The organism is Ruania halotolerans, from assembly GCF_021049285.1.
Lineage (GTDB): Bacteria > Actinomycetota > Actinomycetes > Actinomycetales > Beutenbergiaceae > Ruania > Ruania halotolerans.
In genome coordinates this window covers 63,618-88,192 of record NZ_CP088017.1, presented here as the reverse complement: position 1 = coordinate 88,192, position 24,575 = coordinate 63,618, and the positions used below count along the sequence as shown (strand labels likewise).

Annotated in this window: 24 protein-coding genes and 1 pseudogene; 12 read left to right on the top strand and 13 right to left on the bottom strand. The window is 65.1% G+C overall.

Features of this window, described 5'->3' with window-relative positions:
• Positions 1-39: 39 nt before the first annotated feature.
• The 8 genes from LQF10_RS00430 (at position 40) to LQF10_RS00395 (ending at position 7,803) form a co-directional block, all read left to right on the top strand.
• On the top strand, positions 40-1,539 hold the full coding sequence (locus LQF10_RS00430; RefSeq protein WP_231065544.1) for a xylulokinase: 1,500 nt from the start codon (positions 40-42) through the stop codon (positions 1,537-1,539).
• Between the two features lie 89 nt (positions 1,540-1,628).
• Positions 1,629-1,868, top strand: a complete 240-nt coding sequence (locus LQF10_RS00425) for a DUF5615 family PIN-like protein (RefSeq protein ID WP_231065543.1) — start codon at positions 1,629-1,631, stop codon at positions 1,866-1,868.
• 88 nt (positions 1,869-1,956) lie between these two features.
• Positions 1,957-3,771, top strand: coding sequence for an arginine--tRNA ligase (gene argS, locus LQF10_RS00420; protein ID WP_231065542.1), 1,815 nt, complete (start codon positions 1,957-1,959; stop codon positions 3,769-3,771).
• A gap of 7 nt (positions 3,772-3,778) precedes the next feature.
• The gene (locus tag LQF10_RS00415) at positions 3,779-4,492 is read left to right on the top strand and encodes a GntR family transcriptional regulator (RefSeq protein ID WP_231065541.1); all 714 of its coding nucleotides are present in this window, start codon (positions 3,779-3,781) and stop codon (positions 4,490-4,492) included.
• Between the two features lie 87 nt (positions 4,493-4,579).
• Positions 4,580-6,118 (top strand): MFS transporter, encoded by a 1,539-nt coding sequence (locus tag LQF10_RS00410; RefSeq protein WP_231065540.1) that lies wholly within the window; start codon positions 4,580-4,582, stop codon positions 6,116-6,118.
• Between the two features lie 211 nt (positions 6,119-6,329).
• Complete coding sequence (locus LQF10_RS00405) at positions 6,330-6,677, top strand: ArsR/SmtB family transcription factor (protein ID WP_354002609.1); 348 nt, start codon at positions 6,330-6,332, stop codon at positions 6,675-6,677.
• Complete coding sequence (locus LQF10_RS00400; RefSeq protein WP_231065539.1) at positions 6,674-7,129, top strand: SRPBCC family protein; 456 nt, start codon at positions 6,674-6,676, stop codon at positions 7,127-7,129. The genes LQF10_RS00405 and LQF10_RS00400 overlap by 4 nt, the downstream gene beginning before the upstream one ends.
• Before the next feature lie 29 nt (positions 7,130-7,158).
• Positions 7,159-7,803 (top strand): dihydrofolate reductase family protein, encoded by a 645-nt coding sequence (locus LQF10_RS00395; RefSeq protein ID WP_231065538.1) that lies wholly within the window; start codon positions 7,159-7,161, stop codon positions 7,801-7,803.
• A gap of 137 nt (positions 7,804-7,940) precedes the next feature.
• Here LQF10_RS00395 and LQF10_RS00390 read toward each other — a convergent pair whose 3' ends face one another.
• The 8 genes from LQF10_RS00390 to LQF10_RS00355 form a co-directional block, all read right to left on the bottom strand.
• Positions 7,941-9,806: an Ig-like domain-containing protein gene (locus tag LQF10_RS00390; protein ID WP_231065537.1), complete on the bottom strand. Its 1,866-nt coding sequence runs from the start codon at positions 9,804-9,806 to the stop codon at positions 7,941-7,943.
• 223 nt (positions 9,807-10,029) lie between these two features.
• Complete coding sequence (locus LQF10_RS00385) at positions 10,030-10,566, bottom strand: transglutaminase-like domain-containing protein (RefSeq protein ID WP_231065536.1); 537 nt, start codon at positions 10,564-10,566, stop codon at positions 10,030-10,032.
• 175 nt (positions 10,567-10,741) lie between these two features.
• On the bottom strand, positions 10,742-11,428 hold the full coding sequence (locus LQF10_RS00380; RefSeq protein WP_231065535.1) for a GntR family transcriptional regulator: 687 nt from the start codon (positions 11,426-11,428) through the stop codon (positions 10,742-10,744).
• A gap of 98 nt (positions 11,429-11,526) precedes the next feature.
• Complete coding sequence (locus LQF10_RS00375; RefSeq protein WP_231065534.1) at positions 11,527-12,456, bottom strand: NAD(P)-dependent oxidoreductase; 930 nt, start codon at positions 12,454-12,456, stop codon at positions 11,527-11,529.
• Between the two features lies 1 nt (position 12,457).
• Positions 12,458-13,435: a phosphotriesterase family protein gene (locus LQF10_RS00370; RefSeq protein ID WP_231065533.1), complete on the bottom strand. Its 978-nt coding sequence runs from the start codon at positions 13,433-13,435 to the stop codon at positions 12,458-12,460.
• Between the two features lie 22 nt (positions 13,436-13,457).
• Positions 13,458-14,729 carry a TRAP transporter large permease gene (locus LQF10_RS00365; protein WP_231065532.1) on the bottom strand — a complete coding sequence of 424 codons (1,272 nt, stop codon included), beginning with the start codon at positions 14,727-14,729 and terminating at the stop codon, positions 13,458-13,460.
• Positions 14,726-15,229 (bottom strand): TRAP transporter small permease, encoded by a 504-nt coding sequence (locus tag LQF10_RS00360; RefSeq protein ID WP_231065531.1) that lies wholly within the window; start codon positions 15,227-15,229, stop codon positions 14,726-14,728. Before LQF10_RS00360 ends, LQF10_RS00365 begins: the two co-directional genes overlap by 4 nt.
• A 5-nt stretch (positions 15,230-15,234) precedes the next feature.
• On the bottom strand, positions 15,235-16,272 hold the full coding sequence (locus tag LQF10_RS00355) for a TRAP transporter substrate-binding protein (RefSeq protein WP_231065530.1): 1,038 nt from the start codon (positions 16,270-16,272) through the stop codon (positions 15,235-15,237).
• A gap of 293 nt (positions 16,273-16,565) precedes the next feature.
• Here LQF10_RS00355 and LQF10_RS00350 point away from each other — a divergent pair, with 293 nt between their 5' ends.
• A complete protein-coding gene (locus LQF10_RS00350) occupies positions 16,566-17,603 on the top strand; it encodes a mandelate racemase/muconate lactonizing enzyme family protein (RefSeq protein WP_231065529.1) in 1,038 nt (345 codons plus the stop codon).
• 285 nt (positions 17,604-17,888) lie between these two features.
• On the opposite strand, the gene LQF10_RS00345 is transcribed toward LQF10_RS00350, so the two are convergent.
• Positions 17,889-18,719, bottom strand: coding sequence for a hypothetical protein (locus tag LQF10_RS00345; RefSeq protein WP_231065528.1), 831 nt, complete (start codon positions 18,717-18,719; stop codon positions 17,889-17,891).
• A gap of 303 nt (positions 18,720-19,022) precedes the next feature.
• On the opposite strand from LQF10_RS00345, the gene LQF10_RS00340 reads away from it, so the two are divergent.
• Entirely contained in the window at positions 19,023-19,193 is a 171-nt protein-coding gene (locus LQF10_RS00340) for a hypothetical protein (RefSeq protein ID WP_231065527.1), read from the top strand.
• Positions 19,194-19,831: 638 nt separating this feature from the next.
• Complete coding sequence (locus tag LQF10_RS00335) at positions 19,832-20,542, top strand: AMIN-like domain-containing (lipo)protein (protein ID WP_231065526.1); 711 nt, start codon at positions 19,832-19,834, stop codon at positions 20,540-20,542.
• Positions 20,543-21,506: 964 nt separating this feature from the next.
• Here the strand turns inward: LQF10_RS00335 and LQF10_RS19325 are convergent.
• Positions 21,507-21,809, bottom strand: coding sequence for a LysE family translocator (locus LQF10_RS19325; protein ID WP_253073034.1), 303 nt, complete (start codon positions 21,807-21,809; stop codon positions 21,507-21,509).
• A gap of 118 nt (positions 21,810-21,927) precedes the next feature.
• Positions 21,928-22,083, bottom strand: a pseudogene (locus LQF10_RS19320) (LysE family transporter); the annotation flags it as partial.
• A gap of 304 nt (positions 22,084-22,387) precedes the next feature.
• Between LQF10_RS19320 and LQF10_RS00325 the strand changes: the two are divergent.
• Positions 22,388-22,909, top strand: coding sequence for a GNAT family N-acetyltransferase (locus tag LQF10_RS00325; protein ID WP_231065525.1), 522 nt, complete (start codon positions 22,388-22,390; stop codon positions 22,907-22,909).
• A 235-nt stretch (positions 22,910-23,144) separates the two neighbouring features.
• On the opposite strand, the gene LQF10_RS00320 is transcribed toward LQF10_RS00325, so the two are convergent.
• Together LQF10_RS00320 and LQF10_RS00315 are read right to left on the bottom strand one after the other, a co-directional pair.
• On the bottom strand, positions 23,145-23,951 hold the full coding sequence (locus LQF10_RS00320; protein ID WP_231065524.1) for a hypothetical protein: 807 nt from the start codon (positions 23,949-23,951) through the stop codon (positions 23,145-23,147).
• Positions 23,952-24,224: 273 nt separating this feature from the next.
• On the bottom strand, positions 24,225-24,362 hold the full coding sequence (locus LQF10_RS00315; RefSeq protein WP_231065523.1) for a hypothetical protein: 138 nt from the start codon (positions 24,360-24,362) through the stop codon (positions 24,225-24,227).
• Between the last annotated feature and the right edge of the window lie 213 nt (positions 24,363-24,575).

Genomic DNA, 24,575 nt, shown 5'->3' with positions numbered 1-24,575 from the left:
GGGTGAGGGTGCGTGATCAGGCGAGGGCCGCCGTCGGGTATGACAACGAAGGAGTTGCAGCACATGGACGTGGTGATCGGGATCGACGCCTCCACGACGGGCACGAAGGCCGTGGCGTTCGGGCCCGACGGGACCGTGCATGCCCTCACCCGGGCGGCGATCGATCGGCACTCGCCCGAACCGACCTGGCATGAACAGGACGCCGAGGAGTGGTGGAGCTCCACCCTGGACGTGCTCATCGGCGCGGCAGGCGAGCTGACGGCGGGTGGGCACACGGTGCGCGCGATCGGAATCACGCATCAGCGGGAGTCCTTCGTCTGCCTGGACGGGCAGATGCGGCCGTTGCGGCCGGCGATGCTCTGGCTCGATGCGCGCGCCGGGGCGCAGGTGGAGCGGCTCGGCGACGGCACGGCGCACCGCATCTCGGGCAAACCGCCTTCGACCACTCCCAGCTTCTACAAACTGGGCTGGCTCGCCGACCACGAGCCGCAGACGCTCGCCGCGGCGCAGCACGTGGCCGATGTGCACGCCTTCCTGAGCCATCGGTTGACAGGGAACCTCGCGACCTCCACGGCGTCAGCGGACCCGATGGGCCTGGTGGATATGGCCAGCAACGACTGGTCTGAGGAGTTGCTCACGCGGGTGGGGCTGCGCCGGGAGCAGATGCCGGCGCTTGTGCCGCCCGGTGGGATGGTCGGGCATGTGACGGCGCAGGTGGCACAGCTGACCGGGTTGCCGGAGGGCCTGCCGGTCGTCGCCGGCGCCGGGGACGGGCAGAGCGGCGGACTCGGCGCTGGCGTCTCGCGCAAGGGGCTGGCCTACCTGAGCCTGGGCACGTCGATCACGCTGGGGGTGCACGCCGCTGAGGGGGCGGACGCGAGCTGGGACTACCGGCTGCTCGGCTCGCCGCTCGGTGAGGGCGTGACCATCGAAGGGTTCATCAACTCCGGCGCCCTCTCGGTGGCGTGGTTCCGGAAGGCGTTCGCCGGCGCGATCCCGGAGGATCCGGCCGGGTTGGAGGACCTGCTGGACTCGACCGCTCCGGGTGCCGGCGGCCTGCGCTACCTCCCGTACCTGAGCGGCTCGGCCACCCCGTTCTGGGACGACCAGGCACGCGGCACCTTCGCCGGCTTCACCGAGAGCCACGGCGCTGGTGAGTTCTACCGGGCCGTGCTCGAGGGCTTGGCGTTCGAGACGAAGGTGCTGCTGGACCGGCTGGAGGTCCCGGCCGGCCGGGTGGAAGAGATCGTGGTGCTCGGCGGCGGGTCGGCCTCGCGCGCGTGGATCGAGATCCTCGCCTCGGTGCTGAACCGGCCACTGGCCATCAGTTCCACCACCGAGGCCACCGCGCTCGGGGCGGCGATCCTGGCCGCGAGCGCCGTGGGTCTCGTTCCCGGTGGGATAGCCGCGGCAGCCGAGGCGATGGTGAGCGTGGAGCGGCGGGTCCAGCCGACCCCGGAGTTGGTGGCCGTCTATGCGCCCGCAGCGCAGTCTTACGCCCAGCTGTACCCGGCGCTGAAGGAGTGGTTCCGCAGCTGAGCTGTGGATGCAGGGTGCGCAGCTGCCACCAGCACTGGCGCGCGTCCTTGCGGCGCACGGCCACCAGGCAGAGCACGCCAGGCGACATCATGCGTGGCGATGCCACCGATCACGAGCTCTGGGCGTACGCCCTAGGTCACGACGCCATTCTCATCACCAAGGATGACGACTTCTCCACCATGGCGTTCCTATCCGATCGTGCGCCGGTCCTGCTGTGGATCCGGGTGGGCAACACGCGCCGACGAGCCTTGCTCGCGTGGTTCGAGCCCCTCATCGACGAGATCGTTCGCCTGATTGAAGACAGGCAGCGCCTGATCGAGCTCCGCTGAGCCGAAGGGCCGCCAGCAGCTCCCGCCACTCACCCACCAGATCAATGAGTGATTCTGTGCGCAGGAGGTTAGTGGGATGATGACAGGCGTGTCTGAGATCTCCCCCGCCCCCGACGCCGTCCCCTCGCTCTCCCAGCAGCTCACCGACGCCGTCGGTGCGGCCATCTCGGCCGCCTACCCCGAGCAGGCCGGTGCCGACCCGCTGATCCGCCCGAGCGACCACGCGGACCTGCAGGCCAACGCCGCCCTCGCCCTGGCGAAGAAGGTGGGCGCGAACCCCCGTGAGGTCGCTGCCACGGTGACCGAACAGATCCCGGCAGGCTCCGCCGTCGGGAGTGTGGAGATCTCCGGACCGGGCTTTTTGAACCTGACGCTCTCCGATGACGCTCTGTGGGCCCAGGTGGAGGCGCGGCGCGCCTCGGACCGCCTCGGGGTGCCGGCCGCGCAGGCGGGCGTGCGCACGGTGATCGACTACTCCGGGCCGAACATCGCCAAGGAGATGCACGTGGGGCACATCCGCTCCACCGTGATCGGGGACGCCCTGGTCCGCGTGCTCGGCTTCCTCGGCTCGGACGTGATCAAACAGAACCACCTCGGCGACTGGGGCACCCAGTTCGGGATGCTGATCCAGTACATCACCGAGCACCCGGAGCAACTGTGGCGGCACAGCGATCTGGCTGGCTCTGCTGACGCCACCACCGTCTCCGCCCTGGACGCCTTGTACAAGGCAGCGCGCAAGACCTTCGACGCCGACGAGGCGTTCGCTGACCGCGCCCGGGCCCGCGTGGTCGCCCTGCAGGCAGGCGACGAGGAGACGCTCTCGGTCTGGAAAGAGATCGTGGCCGAGTCGGAGTTCTACTTCGACGAGGTCTACGCCCGGCTCGGGATCCTGCTGCGCTCCGAGGACTCCCGCGGTGAGTCCTCCTACAACACCATGCTCGACGGCGTGGCCGCCGAGCTGGAGCAAGCCGGAATCGCCGAGATCTCCGACGGCGCACTCGTGGTGCTGTCGGAGGACGTGAAGGGCCCGGACGATCAGCCCGCTGCGCTGATGGTGCGCAAGCGCGACGGCGGCTACGGGTACGACACCACCGACCTGGCCACGTTGAAGTACCGGATCAGCGAGCTCGAGGCGGACCGGATCCTCTACCTGGTGGACGCCCGGCAGACCCTGCACTTCCGGCTGCTGTTCGAGGCCGGCCGCCGGGCCGGGTGGCTCAGCGAGGACGTGGACGCCCGGCACATTTCCTTCGGCTCGATCCTCGGCCCGGACGGCAAGCCGTTCAAGACCCGTTCCGGGGAGACGGTGCGGCTGATGGACTTGCTGGACATGGCCGTGGCGGCTGCCGCGACGGTGGTCCGGGAGGGCGCCGAGGCCAAGGGCAGCGACCTGGACGAGGCCGCGCTGACCGAGATTGCCGAGCAGGCCGGCATCGGGGCGGTCAAGTACGCCGACCTCTCCGGCTCACGCACCAAGGACTACGTCTTCGACCCGGAGCGGATGACCGCCTTCAACGGCAACACCGGGGTGTACCTGCAGTACGCGCACACCCGGATGGTCTCCATCCTGCGCCGGGCCGGCGAGCGTGGTGTCGAGCTTCCCGACGGCGTCCCTTCCGCGATCGATGAGGTCGCCTTGGAGCGGGCCGAACGGGCCCTGGTGCTCGCGAATGACGGTCTCGGTGATGTGCTCGCTGCCGTGGCCGAGGATTTGGAGCCGCACCGTCTCACCACCTACCTGTACGAGCTTTCCCGTGCGTTCACCGACTTCTACGAGGCGTGCCCGGTGCTCGCCTCGGAAGGGTCGGTGCGCGAGCGTCGCCTGGCGCTGGTGGACCTGACCCGGCGCACCCTGGCTCAGGGGCTGGACCTGCTGGGGATCGCGGCACCGGAGCGGATGTGAGCCGGGCATGAGCGCTCCGGGCACGGGCGGCTCGCGTGGCCAGCGGGCCTCCCGGCGGGCGCTGCGCGATGAGGTCTACGACGCGCTGCTCGAGCTGCTGGTGGCCGGCGAATGGGAATCCGGGGCCCAGCTCGGGATCGACGCGCTCGCCACCCGGTTGGACGTCTCCCCCACACCGATCCGCGAGGCGCTGGTGCAGCTGGAGTCGACCGGGCTGGTGATGCGCAGCGCGCTGCGCGGGTACAAGGTGGCGCCACCGCTGGACGCCGGCGCCATCAATGAGCTCTTCGACGCTCGCGTGCTACTGGAAGTGGGAGCGCTGCGTCAGATCCCCGACGACGCCTGGCAGGAGCTGACCGGCACGCTCGCCGCATCCCTGGCCGACCAGCGCCGCCAGGCCGAGCTGCTCACCGGCAGCACCGACGTGCCGAGCCTGCGCGCCTACCTGGCGGCGGACCGCGCCTTTCACGACGCGGTGCTCGCGGCCACCGGGAACCGGTACCTGCAGCAGATGTCCGGGCATATCGGTATCCACGGTGAGCGGTTGAGGCAGTTCGTGGAACAGCGCCACAGTGACGCCGACCTGGCGATCACCGAACACGGGGCGGTGCTGGCGGCGATCGAGGCCGGGGATCGGGAGGCGGCCGTGGCTGCCATGACCGCCCACCTGGCCGGGGTGCGCGAGCGCACTCTGCGGGACGCGTCCGCCGTCAGCCGCTGATCGCTACTCGCCTCTCATCGGGGTACGCCGCGGTGTGACCAAAAACGTTTCGACCGCGCGGAGGGTGCGCCGGTAGAATGGTGGTCCGTGACTTCATCGGTTCAGCACGACTCGCCGCGCCGGCTCGTCCGGCCTCGGGTCCGACGGCGCCCGGCTCGCCGCGCGCCGGCTGCGCGGTGGACGGCCCGCCAGTGGGCGGCATTGTTCTGTGTGCTGTCCGGGTATGTGGTGGGCTCGCTGACCACCTCGGGCACGGCGATCTCGCTGCCGAGGATCTCCGCCGAATTGCAGGCCGGCCCGGCCGCGATGCAGTGGTTCGTGACCGGGTATCTGCTCGCCACCACCTGTCTGGTGCTCATCGCCGGTGCCCTCGGTGACCGGTTCGGGCGGCGGCTGGTGCTGCGGGTGGCCGCCAGTGTCTACACCGCCGGCATCGCGCTCTCGGCGATCGCCCCCACCATCCTGATACTCAATGCAGCCCGGATCAGCGCGGGTGTGGGATCGGCAGGTTTGATGGCCTGCGGTGCGGCGGTCCTGACGACCTCCTTCACCGGCCCGGACCGGGTGAAGGCGTTCGCTCTGTGCGGTGCTGCGGGTGGGATCGGGATGGCGATCGGGCCCTCGGCCGCGGGCTGGATCGTGGACGCGGTTGGGTGGCGCGGCACGTTCGGCGTGCTCGCGGGCGCCTCGGTGTTGATGGTGGTGAGCACCTTCTTCATCAAGGAGTCCCGGGCGGAGAAGCCGCGCCCGTTCGACCTGATCGGCGCGCTGATGCTGATCGTGGGCCTGAGCCTGCTGCTGCTGGGCATCTCGACGATGACCTCCGGCAACACGGTGGTGGGCGGTGGCCAGCTCGTGGGCGCGGGCGTGGTGCTGACCCTATTCATCGTGCGCGCGCTGCGCGTCTCGGCGCCGCTGCTGGAGCTGAGCCTGCTGCGTGACCGGATCGCCTCAGCATGGCTGATCAGCGCCGTGATGGCGGGGGCGGGCATGGCCGGGTTCGCGGTGTATCTGCCCACCTACCTGCTGGTGGTGCACGAGCTGAACGCGGCCGCCGCCGGCACCTGGATGCTCGCGTTCACCATCCCGCTGTTCGTAGTGCCGATGATCGTCTCCCGCTGGGTGAACCGCGGTGGTTCCGCCCCGAAGATCGCCGCCAGTTGCCTTGTGCTCGCTGCGACGGCGTACCTCACCTTCGGTTTGCTGGCCACGGTCGGCGAGGTGTGGGTGGCGCTCATCCCGACGGCGGCCCTCGGCGTCGCGATCGGCTCGCTGACCGCGCTCAGTGACGCCCAGCTGATGTCACGCATCGACCACGACCGCATCGGCATGGCCTCGGGCCTGCTGAACACGGTGCGCGCCGGTTCGACCTCGATCGTGCTCGCCCTCTTCGGTGCGGGCCTGGTGGTCGCGATCGCCGCCCGCGTCGGACCGCGGACGGCGGACAGCCTCGCCACTGGTGACGTCGCCGCGATCAGCCGCTCGGTCGCCGTCGATGGGTTCGGTCATGGGTGGACGCTGGTGCTCGCCGGCAACGGGGTGGTCATGCTCGCCGCAGCGATCGCGTTCGTGGGGCTGGTGCTGGCGGGACGTCGGCAGGCAGGGCGGGCGACGGCCTCGCGCTGACGATCGGCCGCTCTGCTCGGGGCCGCTGGCAGTCGTGAACGCTTAACGCACGGCTCGCCGGTGCTAACAAACCGATTCGGCCAGTTGCCCGACTCCAACACGGCCAATTCCGTTGATCATTCTGGGCGACCGGGCCAAGCAACGTCTTCACAACCGCTCGCATCCACAAGTAACTATTTGCGCAAGCACATGTTTGTTGTAGTGTCGAGGCATGCGCTCGTCACTGGCCCACGCGGACCCGGCACTGGACGCCGCGTTTGCCGCTCTTGCAGACCCGGTGCGGCGGAGATTGGTGAACCGCCTGGTGGCGGGCGAGGCCACCGTGAAGGAGCTGGCCAAGCCATTCGCGCTCACGCCTCAGGCGATCTCACACCACGTGGCAGTCCTGCGCCGGGCCGGTTTGGTCGACCAGTCTCGTGACGGAACGCGTCGGCCTTGTCGGCTGAACATCGGGGAGCTCGATCGATTGAGCACGTGGATCGACGATCAACGCCGCGAATGGAACGACCGGCTCGATGCGCTTGAAGCACACCTCGAACACTCGGAGGAGAGACAGTGACCGCGGGCACGCCGCAGTTTCGCGATGGCGAGCTGATCGCTGAGCGTCGCCTACGAGCGACACCTGAACAAGTCTGGGAGGCGTTCACCCGGCCAGCGAGTCTCGCAGCGTTTTGGGGCGGCACTCACGCCGCGGTGCCACCGGAGTCAGTGGCGGTCGACCTGCGCACCGGAGGAGGATTCGCTCTCGACACCCAAGCGCCTGACGGGTCCAGACATCGACTCCATTTCCGCTACCGACGGCTCGCAGCACCGCAGGAGATGGTGTTCGACGAGCCGCGCACCGGGATCAGGACGACCATCACGTTGCGTGGCGTGGGTGACGACACGTGCATCACTGTCCATCAACGGTCACTGCCGCACGAGCTTCAGACCGAGCGTGCCGCGGAAGGCCTCGCCTCGACTTTGGACGCCCTGGCGGCGTACCTCGAGACCACACACCTACCTCGATAACCACACGCAAAGAGCACGGAAGAGTTCACATGGATCAGCTGCTCAGAGTCCATTGCTTCAACCTCTCGCGCGACGGATTCGGCGCCGGTGAGGACCAGTCCCTGGAACGGCCCTTCGGCCACGCGAACCCCGGCGACATGTTCGCCTGGGCCGGGGCCACGGCCAGCTGGCCCAACCGCGCCGACCCCGGCGGAACCCGCGGTCTCGATGACTACTTCACCCGCGACTTCGCGCGAAACATCGGCGCCGAAATCATGGGGCGCAACAAGTTCGGACCGCAGCGCGGGCCGTGGCGGGACCACGAGTGGCAGGGCTGGTGGGGCGACGAGCCCCCGTTCCACACGCCGGTGTTCGTGCTCACCCACCACGAACGACCGTCCTTCACTCTCTCCGACACCACCTTCCACTTCCTGAATGCCAGGCCGGCGGAAGCGCTGGACCGGGCCAAGGCGGCGGCTCAAGGTCAGGACGTCCGGCTCGGCGGCGGTGCAACCACTATCCGCCAGTTCCTCGACGCCGATCTGATCGACACGATGCACATCGCGGTGTCCGACGTCGAGCTCGGATCAGGCGTCCGGCTGTGGCACACCCCCGAGGAACTGCTCGAGCGTTTCCACCTCGAGGTGGTACCGAGCCCGAGCGGCGTACGGCATCACCTGTTCTGGAGGCGATGAGCGCCCGGTACCAGGACCGCGGAGCGACCACCTGGGCACAGCGCGTGAGGGTGGCGGCGGCCGTGCTTCCGAGCGAGGAAGAGCCACCAGCAGAGGCGACCGTGGGCACGATGGGATGCCGGCGGGCGCTGGTTGGGTCAGCCGGTGGAGCGTATACGGCGGACGCCCAGTGCAGCAGCGCCACTGGCGATGAGGAGTAGTGCCAGGACGGCGGGGGTGGTCCAGGTGGCGCCGGTTTCGGGGAGTTTGTTCTGCGGCTGCGTCTCTGGTGTGGGTTCCGGCTCGGTCTCGGTGGTGGGCTCCGGCTCCGGGGTGGGGTCGGCGGCCGGTGGAGCGGTGACCTCCAGGGGATGCGTGCCGATGACCACGCCCTCGCGCACCAGTTCGAGGGTGTGCTCCCCGGTACTGGTCTCGGCCGCGATGGTGACCTCGGCCTCCAGCACACCGCCGGTGATAGTGGTCTGGCCCAGGGTGACCGGGTCCGAGCGGAGCACAATGTCGTAGTCCCCGTCAGGCAGATCGGTGCCGGTCAGGGTGATGTCGGTACCGGCCTCGGCGCTAGCGGGTGCCTCGAACTGGTTGGAGTGCACGTGCAGCACCAGCTCCACGGTGGTGGTGACGGCCTCGGGGCGGCTGGAATCAGCGACCGTGACCGTGATCGGATGCTCCCCGGCCGCCGTCGGGTTCCCGGTCAGCCCCCCATCGTCAAGGGCGATGCCCTCGGGTAGGTCCTCGGCAGTGAACTCGTGTGGCTCGGTGCCACCGGTCACGGTGAGAGTGTGCTCGTACGAGTGGCCCTGAATAGCCTCCGGCAAGTCGCCGCCGACGGTGAGATCGGGGGCGGCCACGATGATGGTCACCGTTGCCGGGTCGCTGTCCCCGCCTGGTCCGCTAGCGGTGTAGGTGAAGGAGTCGGTGCCTACGAAGTCCGAATCCGGGGTGTAGACCAGGTCCAGGTCCTCCACGTCCGCTTGCCCGAATTCGGGCTCGTCGTTCAGGCTCAGGATGGTGGCACCGTCCACCTCCGGGGTCACCCGCACAGACCTGTCGCCGTAGCCGGTCTCAACGTCGGCGTCGGCCGCGGTAGCTGGGCCAGGCATCAGGTAGGTGATCGTGATCGACCCGGCCCCGTGGTTCGTGCCGGCTGAACCGGGCACGGCACTGACCCGCGGGTCATCGACCAGGAAACCCGACCCACCACCACCGGCGCCGAGGTCGTCAACAGCAGAGTCGTCAACCGTGGCGTAGTCGAAGGTGCCGCCAGCGCCGCCGGCGTACCCGGACCCGCCGCCACCACCGATGTGCCCACCGTACCCGCCGGCGCTGAGGCTGATGGACCCGTCGACGAGCGAAGGTGGCCCGTCCTCGCCTGCCTGCCCCCCGTAAATCGAGTTCTCGTGGAACGACGCCTCGGGGTCTGGTTGGCCACCGGTCTCGGTACCGCCGTCACCTGGGGCGTGGGAGTCGAACAAGTCGCTACCCAACCCCGCCTGACCAGCACCGACCCCCGGCGAGGTCGCCACCCCACCAGCACCGCCAGCCACACACCCAACGAAGGGGTTTTCGCCGGTGCCAATATCATAGGAGTCGTGGGTGGCGGCGCCCCCGCCGCCTCCGCCGACCACGGCCAGCAGTCCGTCATCGGTCGCCACGGCAGTGCCGGCGCCGCCACGGTAGTTGGGCGATCCATCCTCGCGCTCGGGGCTACCGCCACCGACCGCACCGACCGTGTAGGACAACTCGCTCCCGGCCACGTCCTCACTCAATGCCAGGGCCACGACACCACCGGCACCACCAGGAGCTGAGCCACCGGACCTCTCGCAGAGTTCGCCCGCCGCACCACGCAACGTCACCTGCACCTCGGACGCGAGTTCGGGTACCTGCCACGATCCCGGACCCACCTCAGTCACATCGACGGTGTGCTCGACCGGATCCACCGCAGCCACGGCCGGCCCGGCCGTTGCCACCGCCCCCAGCAACGCCAACCCCAGCACACCGGCCACCCCCACACCACGACAACGCACGAACCCACCCCGACCGCCTCGACAACCGAACCTCACGACCCTAGAAGCCCGCTACACGCCCGCACAACGCCTTCCAGTGGCCACTTCATGCCCTTGGCCACTACCGGCCAAGGAGGCGATGACCGGAGGGACGACCTGAGCATTCCGAACGATCTCCGCACACGCCGCAGGGGCCCCTGAGCGAGGAGATCACCGCAGCCGGCTATGCCCGGGCGAGCTCGAACAACACGTTCAGATCACGCTGGTACTGCGCGATCAGATCGGGGCCAGTCGCCTCCACCTGATGGCCGATCCGCGCCATCACGGAATCAAGCGGCGATTTCGAGAGGCCATATGGGCCGTGCGGGACGACAGGATCAACCGGCTGATACGCGGGTTCTGTCGCTGCTCGTCCGTCCCATCGACCCACGGTGAGGCCGAGGTTGGCGAGAGCTGGGTCGTGGGTCGCATCCACAACGATCCAGCGGTCATCGACGCGCACCTGGACTGCCGTGTGGATGTCAGAGGTGAAGGACAGATCGCGCTGCACCGCCACCAAGATGGGCAGCTCGTACTCCCAGGAGACCAAGCGGCAAGTGGCGCCGAACCTGCTCAGCTCCTCGGCAAGAAGGGCCGCTTTCGCGACGCAGTTCCCACGACCACGCGCACGCAAGCCGGCTGCATCGTGGGCAGCAGTTGTGTCGTACGGCAAGTCGCGCACGCTCTCGAATGCTCGTACGAGCGCGCGTTCGTTGGTCACGCAGTCATCGTGAGGGACGCCGAGGATGAAGGTCCAGGTAGCGCCACGGTCTCGTGCGAAGGAGTCGCCCACCCGCAACCCGGCAGACGGCCGGACGGTAGCGTTGTTGACCCTGCAAGGGGAGGACTCAGAACGCCAAATCGGACGGTTTCCAGGGCCGGGCGCCCAAGGAAGTTCAGTGCCCAGGAGAGGCAATCTTGGCCTGTAAGAGTGTTTGCGGCTGAGTCCGGATGTGTTTGTCCAGTTCGGTCTGAAGGAGGATTTGAGATCCGCTTTCGACAGCTTGGACTAGAATTTCGTGTTCTTGGGCAACGGCAGACAGCGTCCGGTGCATCGGAGTAAGCATATTGAACAACATCCGCACGCGAGGCATAATAAGTCGCCACAGCCGGACGGCCTGAGGGGAGCGGGAGCAGGAAAGGACAACTGCCTCGTGAAAGGCCTGGTCGGCCTCGTTGACCTGACGAATGCTATTGTTGCTCGCCCCGTCGCGAATCTCTTCGATTCTTTGACGCAGGGCGCGCAGCACATCCTCGTCGAGGGTTTGCTGCAATTGAGTGAATGCGGCTTGCTCTAGGACCAGTCGTATAGGTAAGAGGAACTCCACCTCCTCAAGGGTTACGTCGGAGACCAGGTATCCTCGGCGGGCCGCCGAAACAACGATCCCCTCGCTCTCTAGGGTGCGCAGAGACTCGCGCACGGGTCCGACGCTCACCCCGAAGTACTGCATGAGGTCTTCCTGCTTCAACCGATCGCCGGGCCGTAGCCGACCCTCCACGATTGCATCGCGTAGCACATCGGCAACGACCGCACCCGCAGGCACCCGGAGTAGCGACGAAGGCCCGAGGCGACTCTCTAACATCGTCCCCTCCTCATCTTGGACCTGATCATCTGGCTAGTCTCTCTGACGCGGTCACGAATCGGGGACCGTGGCGCCCGAGCTTCGTGGCAACACCGGCTTTAGTATCCATTGCTGAGGGAGACCTCTCCCAGGAGTGGCTGCCCCGTGCCCAGCCGCTGGACGTTAGCGACTGTGCGCTCGATGAAGAGCGGTTCCACCATCTCCAGGGTATCGGCCGTGTGCGGGGTGATGAGTACATCATCTCTGTCCCATAGCGGGTGGCCTATGGGGAGCGGTTCGGGGTCTGTGACGTCCAAGCCGGCACCGTGCAGGTGCCCTTCGTCGAGTGCCCAGAGGAGAGCCTGGGTGTCTAACACCGGGCCGCGGCCAACATTCACGAGGTGAGCTCCTCGATCCAGCCGTTCTAGTTGAGTGCGGCCGATCAGCCCTCGGGTATGGGCTGTCACCGGACATGCCAGGATCAGTATGTTGTGGCGGTCCAACAGATGGTCCAGGTGTTCGAACGCACGGACGTAGTGAATAGCACCGTCGATCTGCACCCTTCGAGCCGTTCGTCCAATGAGATTGACCTCGGCATGGAAGGCTTGCAGGAGGCTCGCTGTCCTGAGGCCGACCCCACCTGCTCCGACGATCAGTACGCGCGAGCCGGCGAGCAACTGTCCACTCTGGCTGCCCCAAGTTTGGGATCTGGCACGGGTCTTCAGGTTTCTCAGGACCGCCAGCAGCAGCATGATCGCGTGTTCTGCCACTGGTACAGCGAATGCGCCACGACATGAAGCATAAGCGACGTCCGTACGGTCCAGCGCCCGGGCGTCAATAAAGTCTTCTACGCCAGCCGAGGGCAGTTGCACCCAACGCACGCTGGGTGTGCGGTTCAAGATCTCCGCAAGTCTGGCCGCCTCGGCGTGCTCGGTCCAGATCAGCAGTTCCGGTTCCTCCTGCAGGGAGACTTCCACGACGCCCAGCGCGGCAGTGCGCTCAATGAGATTGGGGACATGGGCCGGGCCAGCCCAGGTACGGATCGTCATCTCAGCCTCCGAAGACACGGCTTGGGTTCGTCACCATGATGGCTTGGTAGACCTCGGGCATGTCGAGATCTTCCAAGCGCTGACGAAGGGCAGAGGGGATGGCGGTGAATCCTTGTCCGCCGTTGCTACGCAGATGTGTCGTCTCGCAGACGTCGTGGGAAACGAGGATCTGGTCCGCGAAACCTGCGGCGACCAGTTTGAGGATGAAATCCACTCTGCGCTCGAAATGGGGACCTGAAGCGTGCCGGAAGGTATCGAACTGCACATACGCCCCACGAGCGGCTAGCGCTTGATGATACTCAGGGATAGGGACGGTGTCGCAGTGACCGATGATGGCCGCCTCCGGCGGAACGCCGTATTCTGCGAGCAGATCGAGCTGCAGCAACCCGTTCGGCCAGCGGGCCGCATGCGTGGTGACAGGTAGCGCTGTACAGCGGTGCGCGCGAGCAGCCGCAAGGAACGAACGGTGCTCGAGCTCCGAGATAAACCAGCGCTCGGCACCGACCTCGCCGATGATCCCAGCCCTCACGCCGGTGCCGGCGAATCCTTCCCTGATGTCCAAGATCAGTTGTTCAGCTACCTCTTCCGGGTCCCGACTCTGCACTATGGTTCGAGTCAGGTGGGGGTCGCGATAGTGGCCCGTACCGAGCACGATGCGCACGCCAGTCTGTTCCGACAAGTCCCGCAGCGCTAGCGCATTCGTCGCCGTGCGTGATGCCGGACTCAACTCGGACTCCGGGGGTGCGGGATCGCGCCACCCGCCCGGGTCAGGAGCGGCACCTGCGGACAGTTCCGCTGGGGTTGCATCAACTATGGTGCCGCCGCCCAGTGCGGCGAAGGCGGCTAACTCCTCGACGGCTTCCTGATGATCGTTGAGGAGCCCGGTACCGCGAAACTCACGCATGAGATTGACGTAAATGTGCTCGTGCATCAACGTCTGGCCCAGTTCGTTGGCAGCGACGGGGCCCGTCGCAGTCATTACACTCACCGGTGATTCCCTTCTAGAGGTTCGGTATCCACAGGCTGATGATGGGAATGTAGGTCACCAAAAACAGGCCTATTATCAATGGAATTAGAACGACGGCGACAGATCGGAAGACTTCAGCGATCGGTACGTTAGTGCTAGCGCTTAGCACGTAAGTCAATAACCCCAGCGGCGGGGTTAGGAGACCGATGAGCAAGTTGAGAATTACGATGCACCCGAAGTGCAGCGGATCGATTCCGTACTGCGCGGCAATGGGAAGGAGTATCGGCACCAGCAAAAGAATGGCTGCGCCAGCTTCAAGGACCATCCCGACCACCAGAAGCAGAACATTGACAATCAGCAAAAATACAAGAGGATTCTCGGTGAGTGATAAGAGGAACTCGGACAGTAAGCGCGCTCCATCCTCGAGAGTGACGATACGGCCGAAAAGTGAGGCTGCAGCAACGATCAGCATGATCGACCCTACAGTCCTTCCGGTCTCGGCCAGGGCCGACCCGAGCGCCCTCGGGTTGATCTTCTTCTCGATTAAGCCCAGCAGGAGGAGGTAGAGCACGGCCACCGCCGAAGCTTCCGTAGGGGTAAATACGCCGCCCAGAATCCCACCAATCAAGATCACCGGAGCCCCGAAGACCGGCAGTACGGCGCGCAGAGTGCGCCATCTACCGGGGCCGTCCGAGGATTCGCTATCAATAGGAGCCTTTGTGAACCGCGCCCAAAGCCAGGTATACATGCACAGGATGGCGGTGATCAGGAGCGCAGGGCCGATCCCGGCCAGGAGCATCCCGCCCAGTGACACGCCGCTGACGACCGCGTAGAGCACTGCGGCGATACTCGGGGGCATTATCGGCGATATGACCGAGGACGCCGCCGTGATGCCGAGACTGTAGGTGCGTGGGTAACCCCGACGCACCATGTTCGGCACCAATATCTTGCTCAGCGCAGCAGCATCGGAAATGGCTGATCCTGATATCCAGGAGAAGCCGAGACTCGTGCCGATGTTGACGTAGCCCAGATTCCCTCGGACGTTTCCCAGCGCGCTCTCGGCGAAGTTGAAGATCTTCTCAGTTGCCGAAGTACGGCCGGCGATCGCGCCGAGTAGCAAGAACATCGGCACTGCGACCAATGGGAAACTGTCAATGCTTGACACGATCGTGGGAGCGACGCTCGCTAACGAGGTGTTCGGGCTCAGGACGAAGTAGGCCAGGCTCGGAATGAAGATGGCGAATGCGATAGGAACACCGACCAGCAACAGTACGAGAAAGGCGACAAGAACGAGCAGTAACGTCATATCATTGTCTCCGGTTCCCCGGATTCCTCATCTTCAGCTCGGATCGGGTTGATGAGTTGATGGATGGCGATGAGTCCCATCCCGATCAAGGGAGCCAGGTAGAGCCAACTCATCGACACGCCGAGAGATGTGGAGACCTGCAGCGCTGACAGTTTGACCGTGCCGGCTGTGGCGTAGGTGATGACTAGGCAGGCGAGGAACACCATCGCGCGTTGGACCACGACGACCATGGGCGCTGGGAGACCGCCCCTCTTCCTGGTCAGCGCCGAAGCAGCAATGTGCCCGGCTTGAGTCGCGGCTATCGAACCAGCCCCGACGAAGGTGAGCCAGACGAAGATGAGGCGGGCCAACTCGTCGGTGCCGTCAAGCGGGCTGCCCAGGACGAAACGCGAGAACACCTGGGCGATGACGACCACGAAGACGCCCGCAACGAGCGCACCGGCGACACTCAGCGAAGTGACCGCCAGGGAGCGACGGACGAGTCGGACCACGTTGCGCATGGCAGCTAGTCGCTTGCCACGTCGTCGTAGAGGTCGCCTCCGATGTCTGCATACTGCGGGTCGCTGTAGACCTGCCGCGCCTGCTCTCGGAAGGCAGCGCGGTCGATCTGCTCGGCGTCGACGATCTCGATGACGTCAGTGACGCGCCACTCTTCCAGGAGTTCATCATCGATGTCGGCAATGCACGCCGCAACAGCCTCCTGGGCTCCGTTGGCCGCCGAGTCGAGGGCATCTTGCTGTTCGGCCGTGAGGCTCGAGTAGGAGGACTCGGAGACGACGAGGGTCGAAGCGTTCTGAACATGCCCGGTTAGCGACAGGTGCTCCTGCACCTCCTGGAACTTGCCGAAGTCGATCTGGTTCAACGGGTTCTCCTGGCCGTCGACTACTCCTTGAGACAGAGCCAGATATAGCTCTGTGAAGTTAATCGGGTTGGCTGAGGCGCCGAGTGCTTCCACGGTCGCTCGGCTACTCGGCGTATCTTGAGATCGCAGCTTCAGGCCCTGAAGATCCTGCGGGGAGGTGACCGGGACATTCGCTGTAACGTGCCGCGTTCCCAGCGGCCATAGCGGTCCGAGTACTCGGACGTTCGCGCTCTCACGCAACGGTTCGAAGATCTCCTGCCCCAATTCGCTATCCATGACTTGCTGGACGTCGTTCAGCGAGTCGTAGGCGAAGGCCAGTTCCAGGACTCCCACACGTTGGTCGAAGATGCTCAAGCTTCCGACACCCGGAATCGCGCCGTCGAGCTCACCACCTTGGATCGCAGTGAGATTGTCCTCGTTGGAGCCCAGTTGGGCGTTCGGGAACGCCTGCACCGACACACCCGTCCCGCTCGCCTCAAGCTCGCTCTGCAGGTGTTCGATCCCGCAGGCCTGGTATGGATGCGCATCACCCTGGGTGTGGCCGATGCGCAAAGTCACCTCGCCACCCTCAGCATCTTGGCCGCAAGCAGCCAGGGCCGCGACGCTCCCGGCGACCAGGGCCGCCAGGACGCCGTGACGAGTGAGCCGGCGGTGCCGATTGAAGGATTGGTGAGTACTCATGCAGCCTCCTTGCGCAGTGATGGACTACCGATCGCGCCAACTATTAACTATCAACTACCGTCTGTCAAGGCCCTGCGGAGCCTGTCACAACGCTGGATCGGCAACCTAAGGCCGGACTTGCGCCACCAGGTGGGAATTGAGCTAGAGTCCCGACTATCCACAACAGTTAATTATCAACAGGAGGCAGTGTGAAGATCGCGAAGGTGCACTCAACCGGCCTGCGAGGGGCGACACCCGAAGGCGGGTGGGCCGCCGAACTGCAGCCAGACGACGTCGTCCACACGATCGTGGCTGTGGAGACCGAATGCGGCCTGATCGGCCTGGGCAGCTGTTTCACTACCAACACTCTCGTTCGGGGGGCCCTCGAGGCGCTGGAGCCATTCCTGCTGGGCGAGGATCCGCGTCAAGCAGAGAGGCTCACCGAGCAGTTGCACCGCAACTCCTTCTGGCTTGGACACGGCGGGGCCATCACACACACCATCAGCGGGATCGACACAGCTTTGTGGGACCTGTTAGGTCAAGCGACAGACTTGCCGACCGGTGTGCTGCTTGGCGGGCGCTATCGCGAGACCGTCCTGCCCTATGCCTCGCTGCTGATGGATGAGCCGGCAGTTCTCACCGCTCACCTGCACGAGCTGCTGGGCCAAGGCTTTCGCGCCTTCAAGATCGGATGGGGCCCTTTCGGGCGCGTTAACCACCGGACGGACGAGGCGATCGTTTCCGCCGCTCGAACGGCGATCGGCGCCGACGCCCTACTGGCGGTGGACGCCGGCGGATCAGACGCCAATTTTCCGGGACGTTTGAAGTGGGCACTGCGCACCGCGCAGATGCTCGCAGACTACGGCGTGGCATGGTTTGAGGAAGCGCTTCCGCCTGACATGCTCGACGACTTTTGCGAGCTCCGGCGCCAGTCACCCGTGCCGATCAGCGGGGGCGAGGTGATGACACGGCGTCAGACGTTCGTCCCCTACCTTCTCCAGGGAGCCTTCGACATCGTTCAGCCTGACACTACGAAGGGCGGCGGCTTGAGCGACTCTCGCAAGATCGGATGGCTCGCGGCCGAACGCGGAGCGCGCCTCATCCCGCACGGCTGGAACACAGCGGTAGGGCTGGCGGCTGACCTCCAACTCGCCTCCGCACTCCCGGACACCGATCTGGTCGAGTACAAGACCGGATCAGCCTATATCGACGAGATCAGTAAAACCGAGTGGGTGCTCGACGAAAACGGACACCTACCAATCCCAGCGCGACCCGGACTAGGCATAGAGCTCGACCGCGATGGAATCATGAAATACGCCACCAATCCGGCCTTCGCCAATCTCGTCCGATGAGCGTGGGGATAGGTGATTGGGGCTGCTGCACGCGTCGGTGACTGGGCACACGGACGGGTGGTCGCCATGGTCACGACGGTCTGGCCCTCAGTGGACTCGGACGGCCGAGGGCGCGTCGCCAGCGGCGGGGCGAGATGGGGTCCCCGCAGCTTCGTGGTGGTCAGAGACTTCCGCGCCTACGGCAGGCATCGACACCTGAATTAGGCTGCGGTCAGTGCATCCTCCCGCCGCGACAGAATCTACGCGCTCGTCGGCCTACGCCGAAGTCTCGAGGTGACCGCAGTGTCACCGCAACAGTGAACTCACCTTACTGACGATGCGCTGTCGCTCTCGATCGCACTCCTCGACGTCGCGCGGATCTGTCATGATCGGCGTGCCAAACGCCGCGGCGCTGCGCCGTAGGAGCGCCTCGAGACCAGTCAACATCGACACCAGCTTCGCAAGGCCCTCGATGTACTTGGCGTCGCTCAGCAAACTGAACGGCAAGGCCTGGGCGATGAGGGTCCTGTTATAGCGATCGTACAGGAGTCCGGCCTTCAAGAAGACGAGCGTGTCTCTGACGGCCTGCAGCAGATCATCGAAGTCTCGCTCTAAGTAGATCGGGTCATGGAAAGCCGGTCGATCGAACGCGATCCGTAGTTTCCGGCGATGATCGTGGTCAGCGGTGAGCTGGTGTTCATCAAGCCACTCGGCGTAGTAAGTGCTCGCGACCGTGTACATCCGGTTCAATTGCTCGATTGCGTCATCCCAGAAACGAATCCCCAGCGCGAAGGGGTACACGCCCCACTGATCCAACTCGTGGGCCAAGTCTTGAAGATGTACATCACGCCTGGCTGTCGTCCAGAGGATGAAGTAGTCCAACGCCGGAACGAACTCTTGGGCCTTATGACACTCGCTCCGCAAGGCATCCTCGTTCAGCGATTCATGGGTCCATTTGCACTGCAGTCCTATATTCTTGCCAGCATGATCGCGAGCGAAAACATCGACGCCATGCTGTCGTTGCCCGGTCCTGCCGTACTCCTCAACTGTGTGCTCGTCGTAAAGGATCCGCGCGAAGCCGGCAACTAGTGTCTGATATGTCTGCCACTCCGCTGGCGGTGGGTAGTGATAGGCCACAGTCGTATCCATTCGCGTCGCTGAGAGGTTTGTCGCCATACTGTCACGACGTCAACCTCACCACCTGACCGTCACGTAAACTGGCTTGCCGAGAACGTCCAAGCTGCGCCATTCGCATCTATCCTCGGTCAGTGAGACCTCGGCCTGCAGTCGAGGTCTCACTTACCCGCTCGGGGATCGGTCAGCGGGGCCCCACAAACACCCTCCGCGCCCGGACGAACCGAGGGCTCATGCGACTATCCAGGTCGGGCGGACACTGCCGCCCGCTGGAGGTTGCCACCGCTCGACCGGAGGACACACGCAATGGATGAGCACAATCTGCGCTCGCACTCGACGCTGCAACTGCTACGCCTGTATGCCGACATTCTTACCGAGCTTGTAAGACGGCAGGTGATCCGTTCGCGGAACGCGCCGGCCGGAGACCTCGCCGAATGGATCGCCGCCACCCTATACGGTGGCACGCTCGCCCCGTAGTCCGAGAAGAGTTGGGACGTCCGCGCTGCAGACGGGCGGCTCGTTCAGGTCAAGGCTCGCCTGATCGCTACAGGTGACAACCGTTCCCACTTCTACAGCCCGTTCCGGTCCTGGGACTTCGACGTGTGCCTGTTCATAGTTCTCGACGCGCACACATACGAAGTCCTACGTGCCGTCGAGGTACCCGCCGCCTCGGTCCAGAAGGCATCCTCATGGAGCAAGCACGTCAACGGCAGCCGGATCAGCACCAAGACCCAACTGCTCGACTTCGACGGCTCCGTCGATCGAACCGACGAGACATCTGCCGTGGCAAACGCTCTCGGAGCACATCTCGGATAACGCCGAGTCGGGCAGACGCTCGCCCGCTGCGAGCGGGGGCCATCCGGTATTCAAGCCTGCTCGCCCCTCCGAGTGTGTTGGTCCCGCACACGGATCGACCTACGGGCCTGTTTCTTCGCGACTGGGTGGCCCTGCCGAGTGGCGTCGCCCAGGCTTCGTGTCTTGCATGAGGGCCACGAAGTCGTTGTGCCTGGTCAGCTCCTCAGCATCGAGAGTCCGGGGCGATTGCGATCCGCGACGGCGAGTCATCAACCGCCCTCATTGCTACCATCGAAATTGTTGACCCGGGGGGCGTCGCAATGTCGAACCGAATGCAGCGTAGACAAGCCGAAACGGTGTTGCGACCGGCCTGGGCGCGCTTCGTCGCCGCCGTCCATGTTTTCAGTTTGACGGCGATCATGGCTGCTTGCGCTCCAGGCGATACGGAACCACCGGCACCGACGGCAGCCTCCACCAGTTCGTCGAGTCCTTCCGCCGCTGGCGACTCGACGAGCCCATCACCGCCGCTTGAGCCCACACAAGAAGCTCTCGAGGACACGATGCCCACGGGCTTCTTCAGCCTGGGAACGAGTGACGCTGCCGTCTTCCGCGATGGTCACGTCCTCGGGTTGGAACTACAAGAGGTGCTGATCGAGGACCGCAGTGATGGCCAACGCGTGATCCTCAACTTCAACCGCGATGGGGGAACGAGCGGTTCAGGAGAGATCGAACTATGGGCGTCGGCTGTCGAAGAGGCGATCAGCGAGGGTCCCAGTCCGGTGATTCCCATGGATGGGGAGTTTCTGCTTCAGGTCAGCATTCCGGGCGCGTCGCCACTACTCGATGAGCCGGCGCCCGATGTGGCGCTGCCGCGCGGCGGCGTAGTGGAGGATGTCGCCATGACTGGTGCTTTCACCGGATTCGAAGGCGGCGGCTCGCTGTACCTCGGCCTGAGCAGCACCGACGTTGAGTACTGCCTGAGCAGCAGCGTTGACCCCTCCCGGGTGGTGATCGACATCCGATTCGAGTGACCACGACAGCCGACCTGGCTGCGTGACTAACCACTAACGTCACCTATCCGTGCAGCAGACCCTGGCGCGTGCGACGCGCAACCAGGAATCAATTCACTATGCCTTGCTGCAACCCATGGAGACGATCAATTTGTCTCAGCAACCTCCATGCACCCGAACCAGTTGGGAACGAGTCTTTATGCCAAGGTACTTGACGAGACGCTGCTTAGCATTGGCTACTAGCGTCGGACTAGTTGCTGCGAGCGTTTCCGCCTGCGGACCGTCGAATCGAGACGTAGCTCGGCAGCTAGCGGTCGACTCTCTTTCCGAGGAGTACTTCGAGATACTCGATTGCCTGCGCGCGCAAGTTCGTGCGCTCCCGGCTGCAGGTGACTTGACGGCCGCTCTCGGCGACTGTGTCGAGGTCGACTACGCAAACGCTGACGACGAACACCTGGCGACGGCCAGGAGTAGCGACAGTACGTGGCTCGCTTCGATCGAGCAGGTCGGTGAGCGAACTCGCATCGAACTGGCATCCGCTCGATCTGGGACAGTCGACGGCGTGAGGGGCGCGCTGCATTGGGCCGTTCTCTGCTGGAGCGTTGACATTGATGTCGAGCGGGGCGAGGTGAGTTCCGCTGCGGACACCCAATGTGACGCGGTCGCAGACGCACTCTGTCCGCCGAAGTACAAGGAGTACCTCGTACTAACGGACCTCGAGGATTCGCGAGACACCTAATGGTCTCCTGCACGAACGGGACTAGCCACTGTCGCCCGTTAGTGCAGCACTCCCATCGTCCCGGAAGCCGATCCCTCACCGGGACGCCTCGCAGCCTCGTGGTCGACTCGGTCACCGCCTGCTGTGAATCGCAATTGTAGATGGCGTTCTTTTCTCGGTGCTAAAGGTCCTGGGATGGGAGCCCCGAATGTGGATGTTCCGGCAGGTGGACGCTCATCCGCCATACGACGGGCGAAGTGGCGGCCGCTACGGGGCGACAGCGGGGGCAGGGGCATCAATCGCGAGCTTCACGCCGATCGCACCGAGGAGTGTGCCGGTGACCCATTTCTGCCATCGCATCCATGCAGGCTTGCGCTGTAGGAAGGTGGCGACCCAACCTGCGGCGACGATGATCGCACCGTTGACCGCGACGCCGACGAGGATCTGGATCGCCCCGAGCTGGAATCCTTGTGCGACGATGCTGCCGGCGGAGGGGTCGATGAACTGCGGGATGAGCGCGAGGTAGAGGATCGCGACCTTGGGGTTGAGCAGATTCGTCAGGAGCCCCATGCGGAAGAGTTTGCCGAACGAGTCGCGCGGGAGTTCGCTGGTCTCGAACAGCGATTTCCCCCCCCCCCGGGCGAAGCGTCTTGTACGCGAGCCAGAGGAGGTAGATGGCACCCGCGATTTTCAGCGCGATGAACAGCCATGGGACAACGAGGAACACTGCCGCTAGTCCGAGGTTTGCCATCACCATGTACACGACGAAGCCGACCGCCGTCCCTGACAGTGACATCATCCCCGCACGCCATCCCTGACTGATGCTGCGAGAGACCAGGTACATCATGTTCGGCCCGGGGGTGAGGGCGAGCCCAAGCTCGACGAGAGCGATGCCGGCTGCGGCGGACAACGAGATCATGCATGTTTCCTTCCTGAGACGGGTTGGAGCGAGCATCCCCCTCGATGCCGAGCTGCACCCATCCTTCCACTCCGTGGACTCAGCCACCCTGGACCCGACGAAGGCGACCTAAGTCCTTACAAGGGTCCTCAATCCATGTCGCGCTGGAGCTGGCGTTGTTGAGTCAGGCGCTCTCCGGTGCCCGCGCGATCTCTGGTCGGTGGCGGGTGTCTTCGGGAAGTGAGCCGGCGTGAGCGGTGAGCTTGCGGAGTTGCTGTTTCAGGGCGCGGCGTTGCTTGTTCCTCGCCGTTTTGCAGATGCCGTTGCGGGCTGCGGCGCCGTGGTCCAACCTTGGCTGATGGCCGACGACGACGCACAGATCAGTTGGCGATCCACCGTGTCCGACGCCGAACTCGTTGAGTTGACCGAGTCGCACGGCGGGTCGCCACTTCCGGGCTGGTGGGACCGCCTCCGCGAACACTCACTGGGATGGGTAACTGCCCGGAGCCCGGCCGGCCAACTCGTGGGCTTCGTCAACGTGGCTTGGGACGGCGGCGACCATGCGTTCCTTATCGATACCAAGACGCGCCCCTCCCATCAACATCGAGGGCTCGGCACAGCGGTCGTTGCCCGAGCGGTACAGGAGTCGCGCGCCGCCGGCTGCGAGTGGCTGTTCGTCGACTTCGGGCCCGACCTCACACCGTTCTATATCGAGTCATGCGGCTTCGAGCCCACCCCGGCCGGTCTCGTTCGGCTCAAGGAGCGATCGTAAACCGATCCCCAACCGGGAGCAGTTGCCGACAAACTCGTCGTGGGCTCCCGCCCCGGTGGAGTGCCCGCGTCGATCGCGGCGGTATGACGCACTCATCGCGGCCCGTCAGGGTGTGTAGCGAGGTCGTCATGGTTGGCGTCGACGTCGACCACGCCCGGGTGCTGGAACGGGCGGTTACCTGGACAACTGACGATGTTCAGTGCCAGCCAACCCTGGGCGACGCGCTTGTAGATCTTCAGGTCGAGTCGCCCGGTCCAATTCCGCCGTGGTCATTGGCCCCGCGCGGCACTGCAGGGGCCGGCGGCGTGGTCGTCGCGCTGGGCGACGCCGCCCCGAGTCCGGTGAGTTGGTCAGTCGGCGTGAGCCGGGCGGCCACCACTGGAAGCGTCATCGGCATTGAGACGACAACCGGGCTGGCTTCCGCATCCGCATCCAGGGTGAGCAGGCCCTTCGCGACGAGCATCCGGACCACGTTCAGGGTCGCGACGGCAGCCAGTGCCGCCTGGCCGTAGATGAGGACGGCGGCTAAGTAGCGCTGGTTCAGCGTGGCGCTCAAGACGCCTTCCGGTACGTCCGGGGCGGCGTGTACAAGGTCGCCGTACAACCAGCCGTGGGCCAGATCGACGTCGTTGATCAGCGGCGCGCCGTCGACGGGCTCGCTGATAGCGAAGCCGACGATGCTTGCCCCGGTGATGCGTTGCCACGCCTTGTTCAAGACTTGCCGGGTTCGCATGACACCTTCGTCGCCTCGACCGAAGGCGCCAATGGCGGCGAGGATTCGGGAGAAGTGGATGCCGTCCTGTTCAAGCAGGAGGGGTCGGACGCGGGCTGCAAGCGACTCGAATGCCTCCTCGGGCGGCACGTCGTAGTGCATCTCGCCAGCGCCGTTCCCGAGCGTCAGCTGTGCCGAGCCATGCACCCACTTGATGAACTGGTCGCGGTCGGCCTGCAGCGAGTGCGCTTCGATGCGCCGGGCTCGGCGCACGAACGCGTGCAGGGTTCCTAGATAGCCGGCAAGGACTTCTTCGGGGATCTCAGCCATCGGCAACTTTCAGCAGGTCGTTTGCAGGGACGTAGAGGACGCCGCTGGCGGCTACTACTCACCGTCGTGTGAGCCACAAACGATAGTGGCGCGACTGCCATTAAGGGACCCGTCCTTCAGGGCGTCGGCGCTGTCCGCCCATTCGCGACGAGATCCACGGCTGATGCGACGCCACGCTTCGAGCGCAGAAACGCCGAGTCGTCCTGGGCGCCTCGACGCGGCGGATTGATGTACTCGCAACTCGAGTGGCTGCGGCGCGTTTGCCTCATTGGTTCAGGAGAGCCAGTGCCCGCCTGCTGCTCCCGCTACGGCCGTCCATACGGTCTCTAGTGCGTACTGCATGTAGTGACGCTGGGTCTGAACTTCACGGTAGTTGTCGCTGGTTGTCTTGCTGTGCTTGCCTCTGTTCATCGGTCGCTCCTTCCTTGAACGCCATGGACGCTCGGATAGAAGACGGACCGCTGAGAGCAGTAGAACTGCTAGCACTCCCGCTACGAACTGAAGGGAGTCGAACCCTCCAGCACTGACGCACCTCAACCAACGAGGCTGCGTCGATTATACCAGCCACCGCCGACACTTCGGTTGGAGCAACTCATCGCCGACCAGTCGCGGCGGAGTGACGCA

Coding starts and splice junctions, on each gene's coding strand:
- LQF10_RS00430 (WP_231065544.1), top strand. CDS start 40: ATGACAACGAAGGAGTTGCAGCACATGGACGTGGTGATCGGGATCGAC.
- LQF10_RS00425 (WP_231065543.1), top strand. CDS start 1,629: ATGCGTGGCGATGCCACCGATCACGAGCTCTGGGCGTACGCCCTAGGT.
- LQF10_RS00415 (WP_231065541.1), top strand. CDS start 3,779: ATGAGCGCTCCGGGCACGGGCGGCTCGCGTGGCCAGCGGGCCTCCCGG.
- LQF10_RS00405 (WP_354002609.1), top strand. CDS start 6,330: ATGCGCTCGTCACTGGCCCACGCGGACCCGGCACTGGACGCCGCGTTT.
- LQF10_RS00395 (WP_231065538.1), top strand. CDS start 7,159: ATGGATCAGCTGCTCAGAGTCCATTGCTTCAACCTCTCGCGCGACGGA.
- LQF10_RS00380 (WP_231065535.1), bottom strand. CDS start 11,428: ATGTTAGAGAGTCGCCTCGGGCCTTCGTCGCTACTCCGGGTGCCTGCG.
- LQF10_RS00375 (WP_231065534.1), bottom strand. CDS start 12,456: ATGACGATCCGTACCTGGGCTGGCCCGGCCCATGTCCCCAATCTCATT.
- LQF10_RS00370 (WP_231065533.1), bottom strand. CDS start 13,435: ATGACTGCGACGGGCCCCGTCGCTGCCAACGAACTGGGCCAGACGTTG.
- LQF10_RS00365 (WP_231065532.1), bottom strand. CDS start 14,729: ATGACGTTACTGCTCGTTCTTGTCGCCTTTCTCGTACTGTTGCTGGTC.
- LQF10_RS00360 (WP_231065531.1), bottom strand. CDS start 15,229: ATGCGCAACGTGGTCCGACTCGTCCGTCGCTCCCTGGCGGTCACTTCG.
- LQF10_RS00355 (WP_231065530.1), bottom strand. CDS start 16,272: ATGAGTACTCACCAATCCTTCAATCGGCACCGCCGGCTCACTCGTCAC.
- LQF10_RS00340 (WP_231065527.1), top strand. CDS start 19,023: ATGGATGAGCACAATCTGCGCTCGCACTCGACGCTGCAACTGCTACGC.
- LQF10_RS00335 (WP_231065526.1), top strand. CDS start 19,832: ATGTCGAACCGAATGCAGCGTAGACAAGCCGAAACGGTGTTGCGACCG.
- LQF10_RS19325 (WP_253073034.1), bottom strand. CDS start 21,809: ATGGGGCTCCTGACGAATCTGCTCAACCCCAAGGTCGCGATCCTCTAC.
- LQF10_RS00320 (WP_231065524.1), bottom strand. CDS start 23,951: ATGGCTGAGATCCCCGAAGAAGTCCTTGCCGGCTATCTAGGAACCCTG.
- LQF10_RS00315 (WP_231065523.1), bottom strand. CDS start 24,362: ATGAACAGAGGCAAGCACAGCAAGACAACCAGCGACAACTACCGTGAA.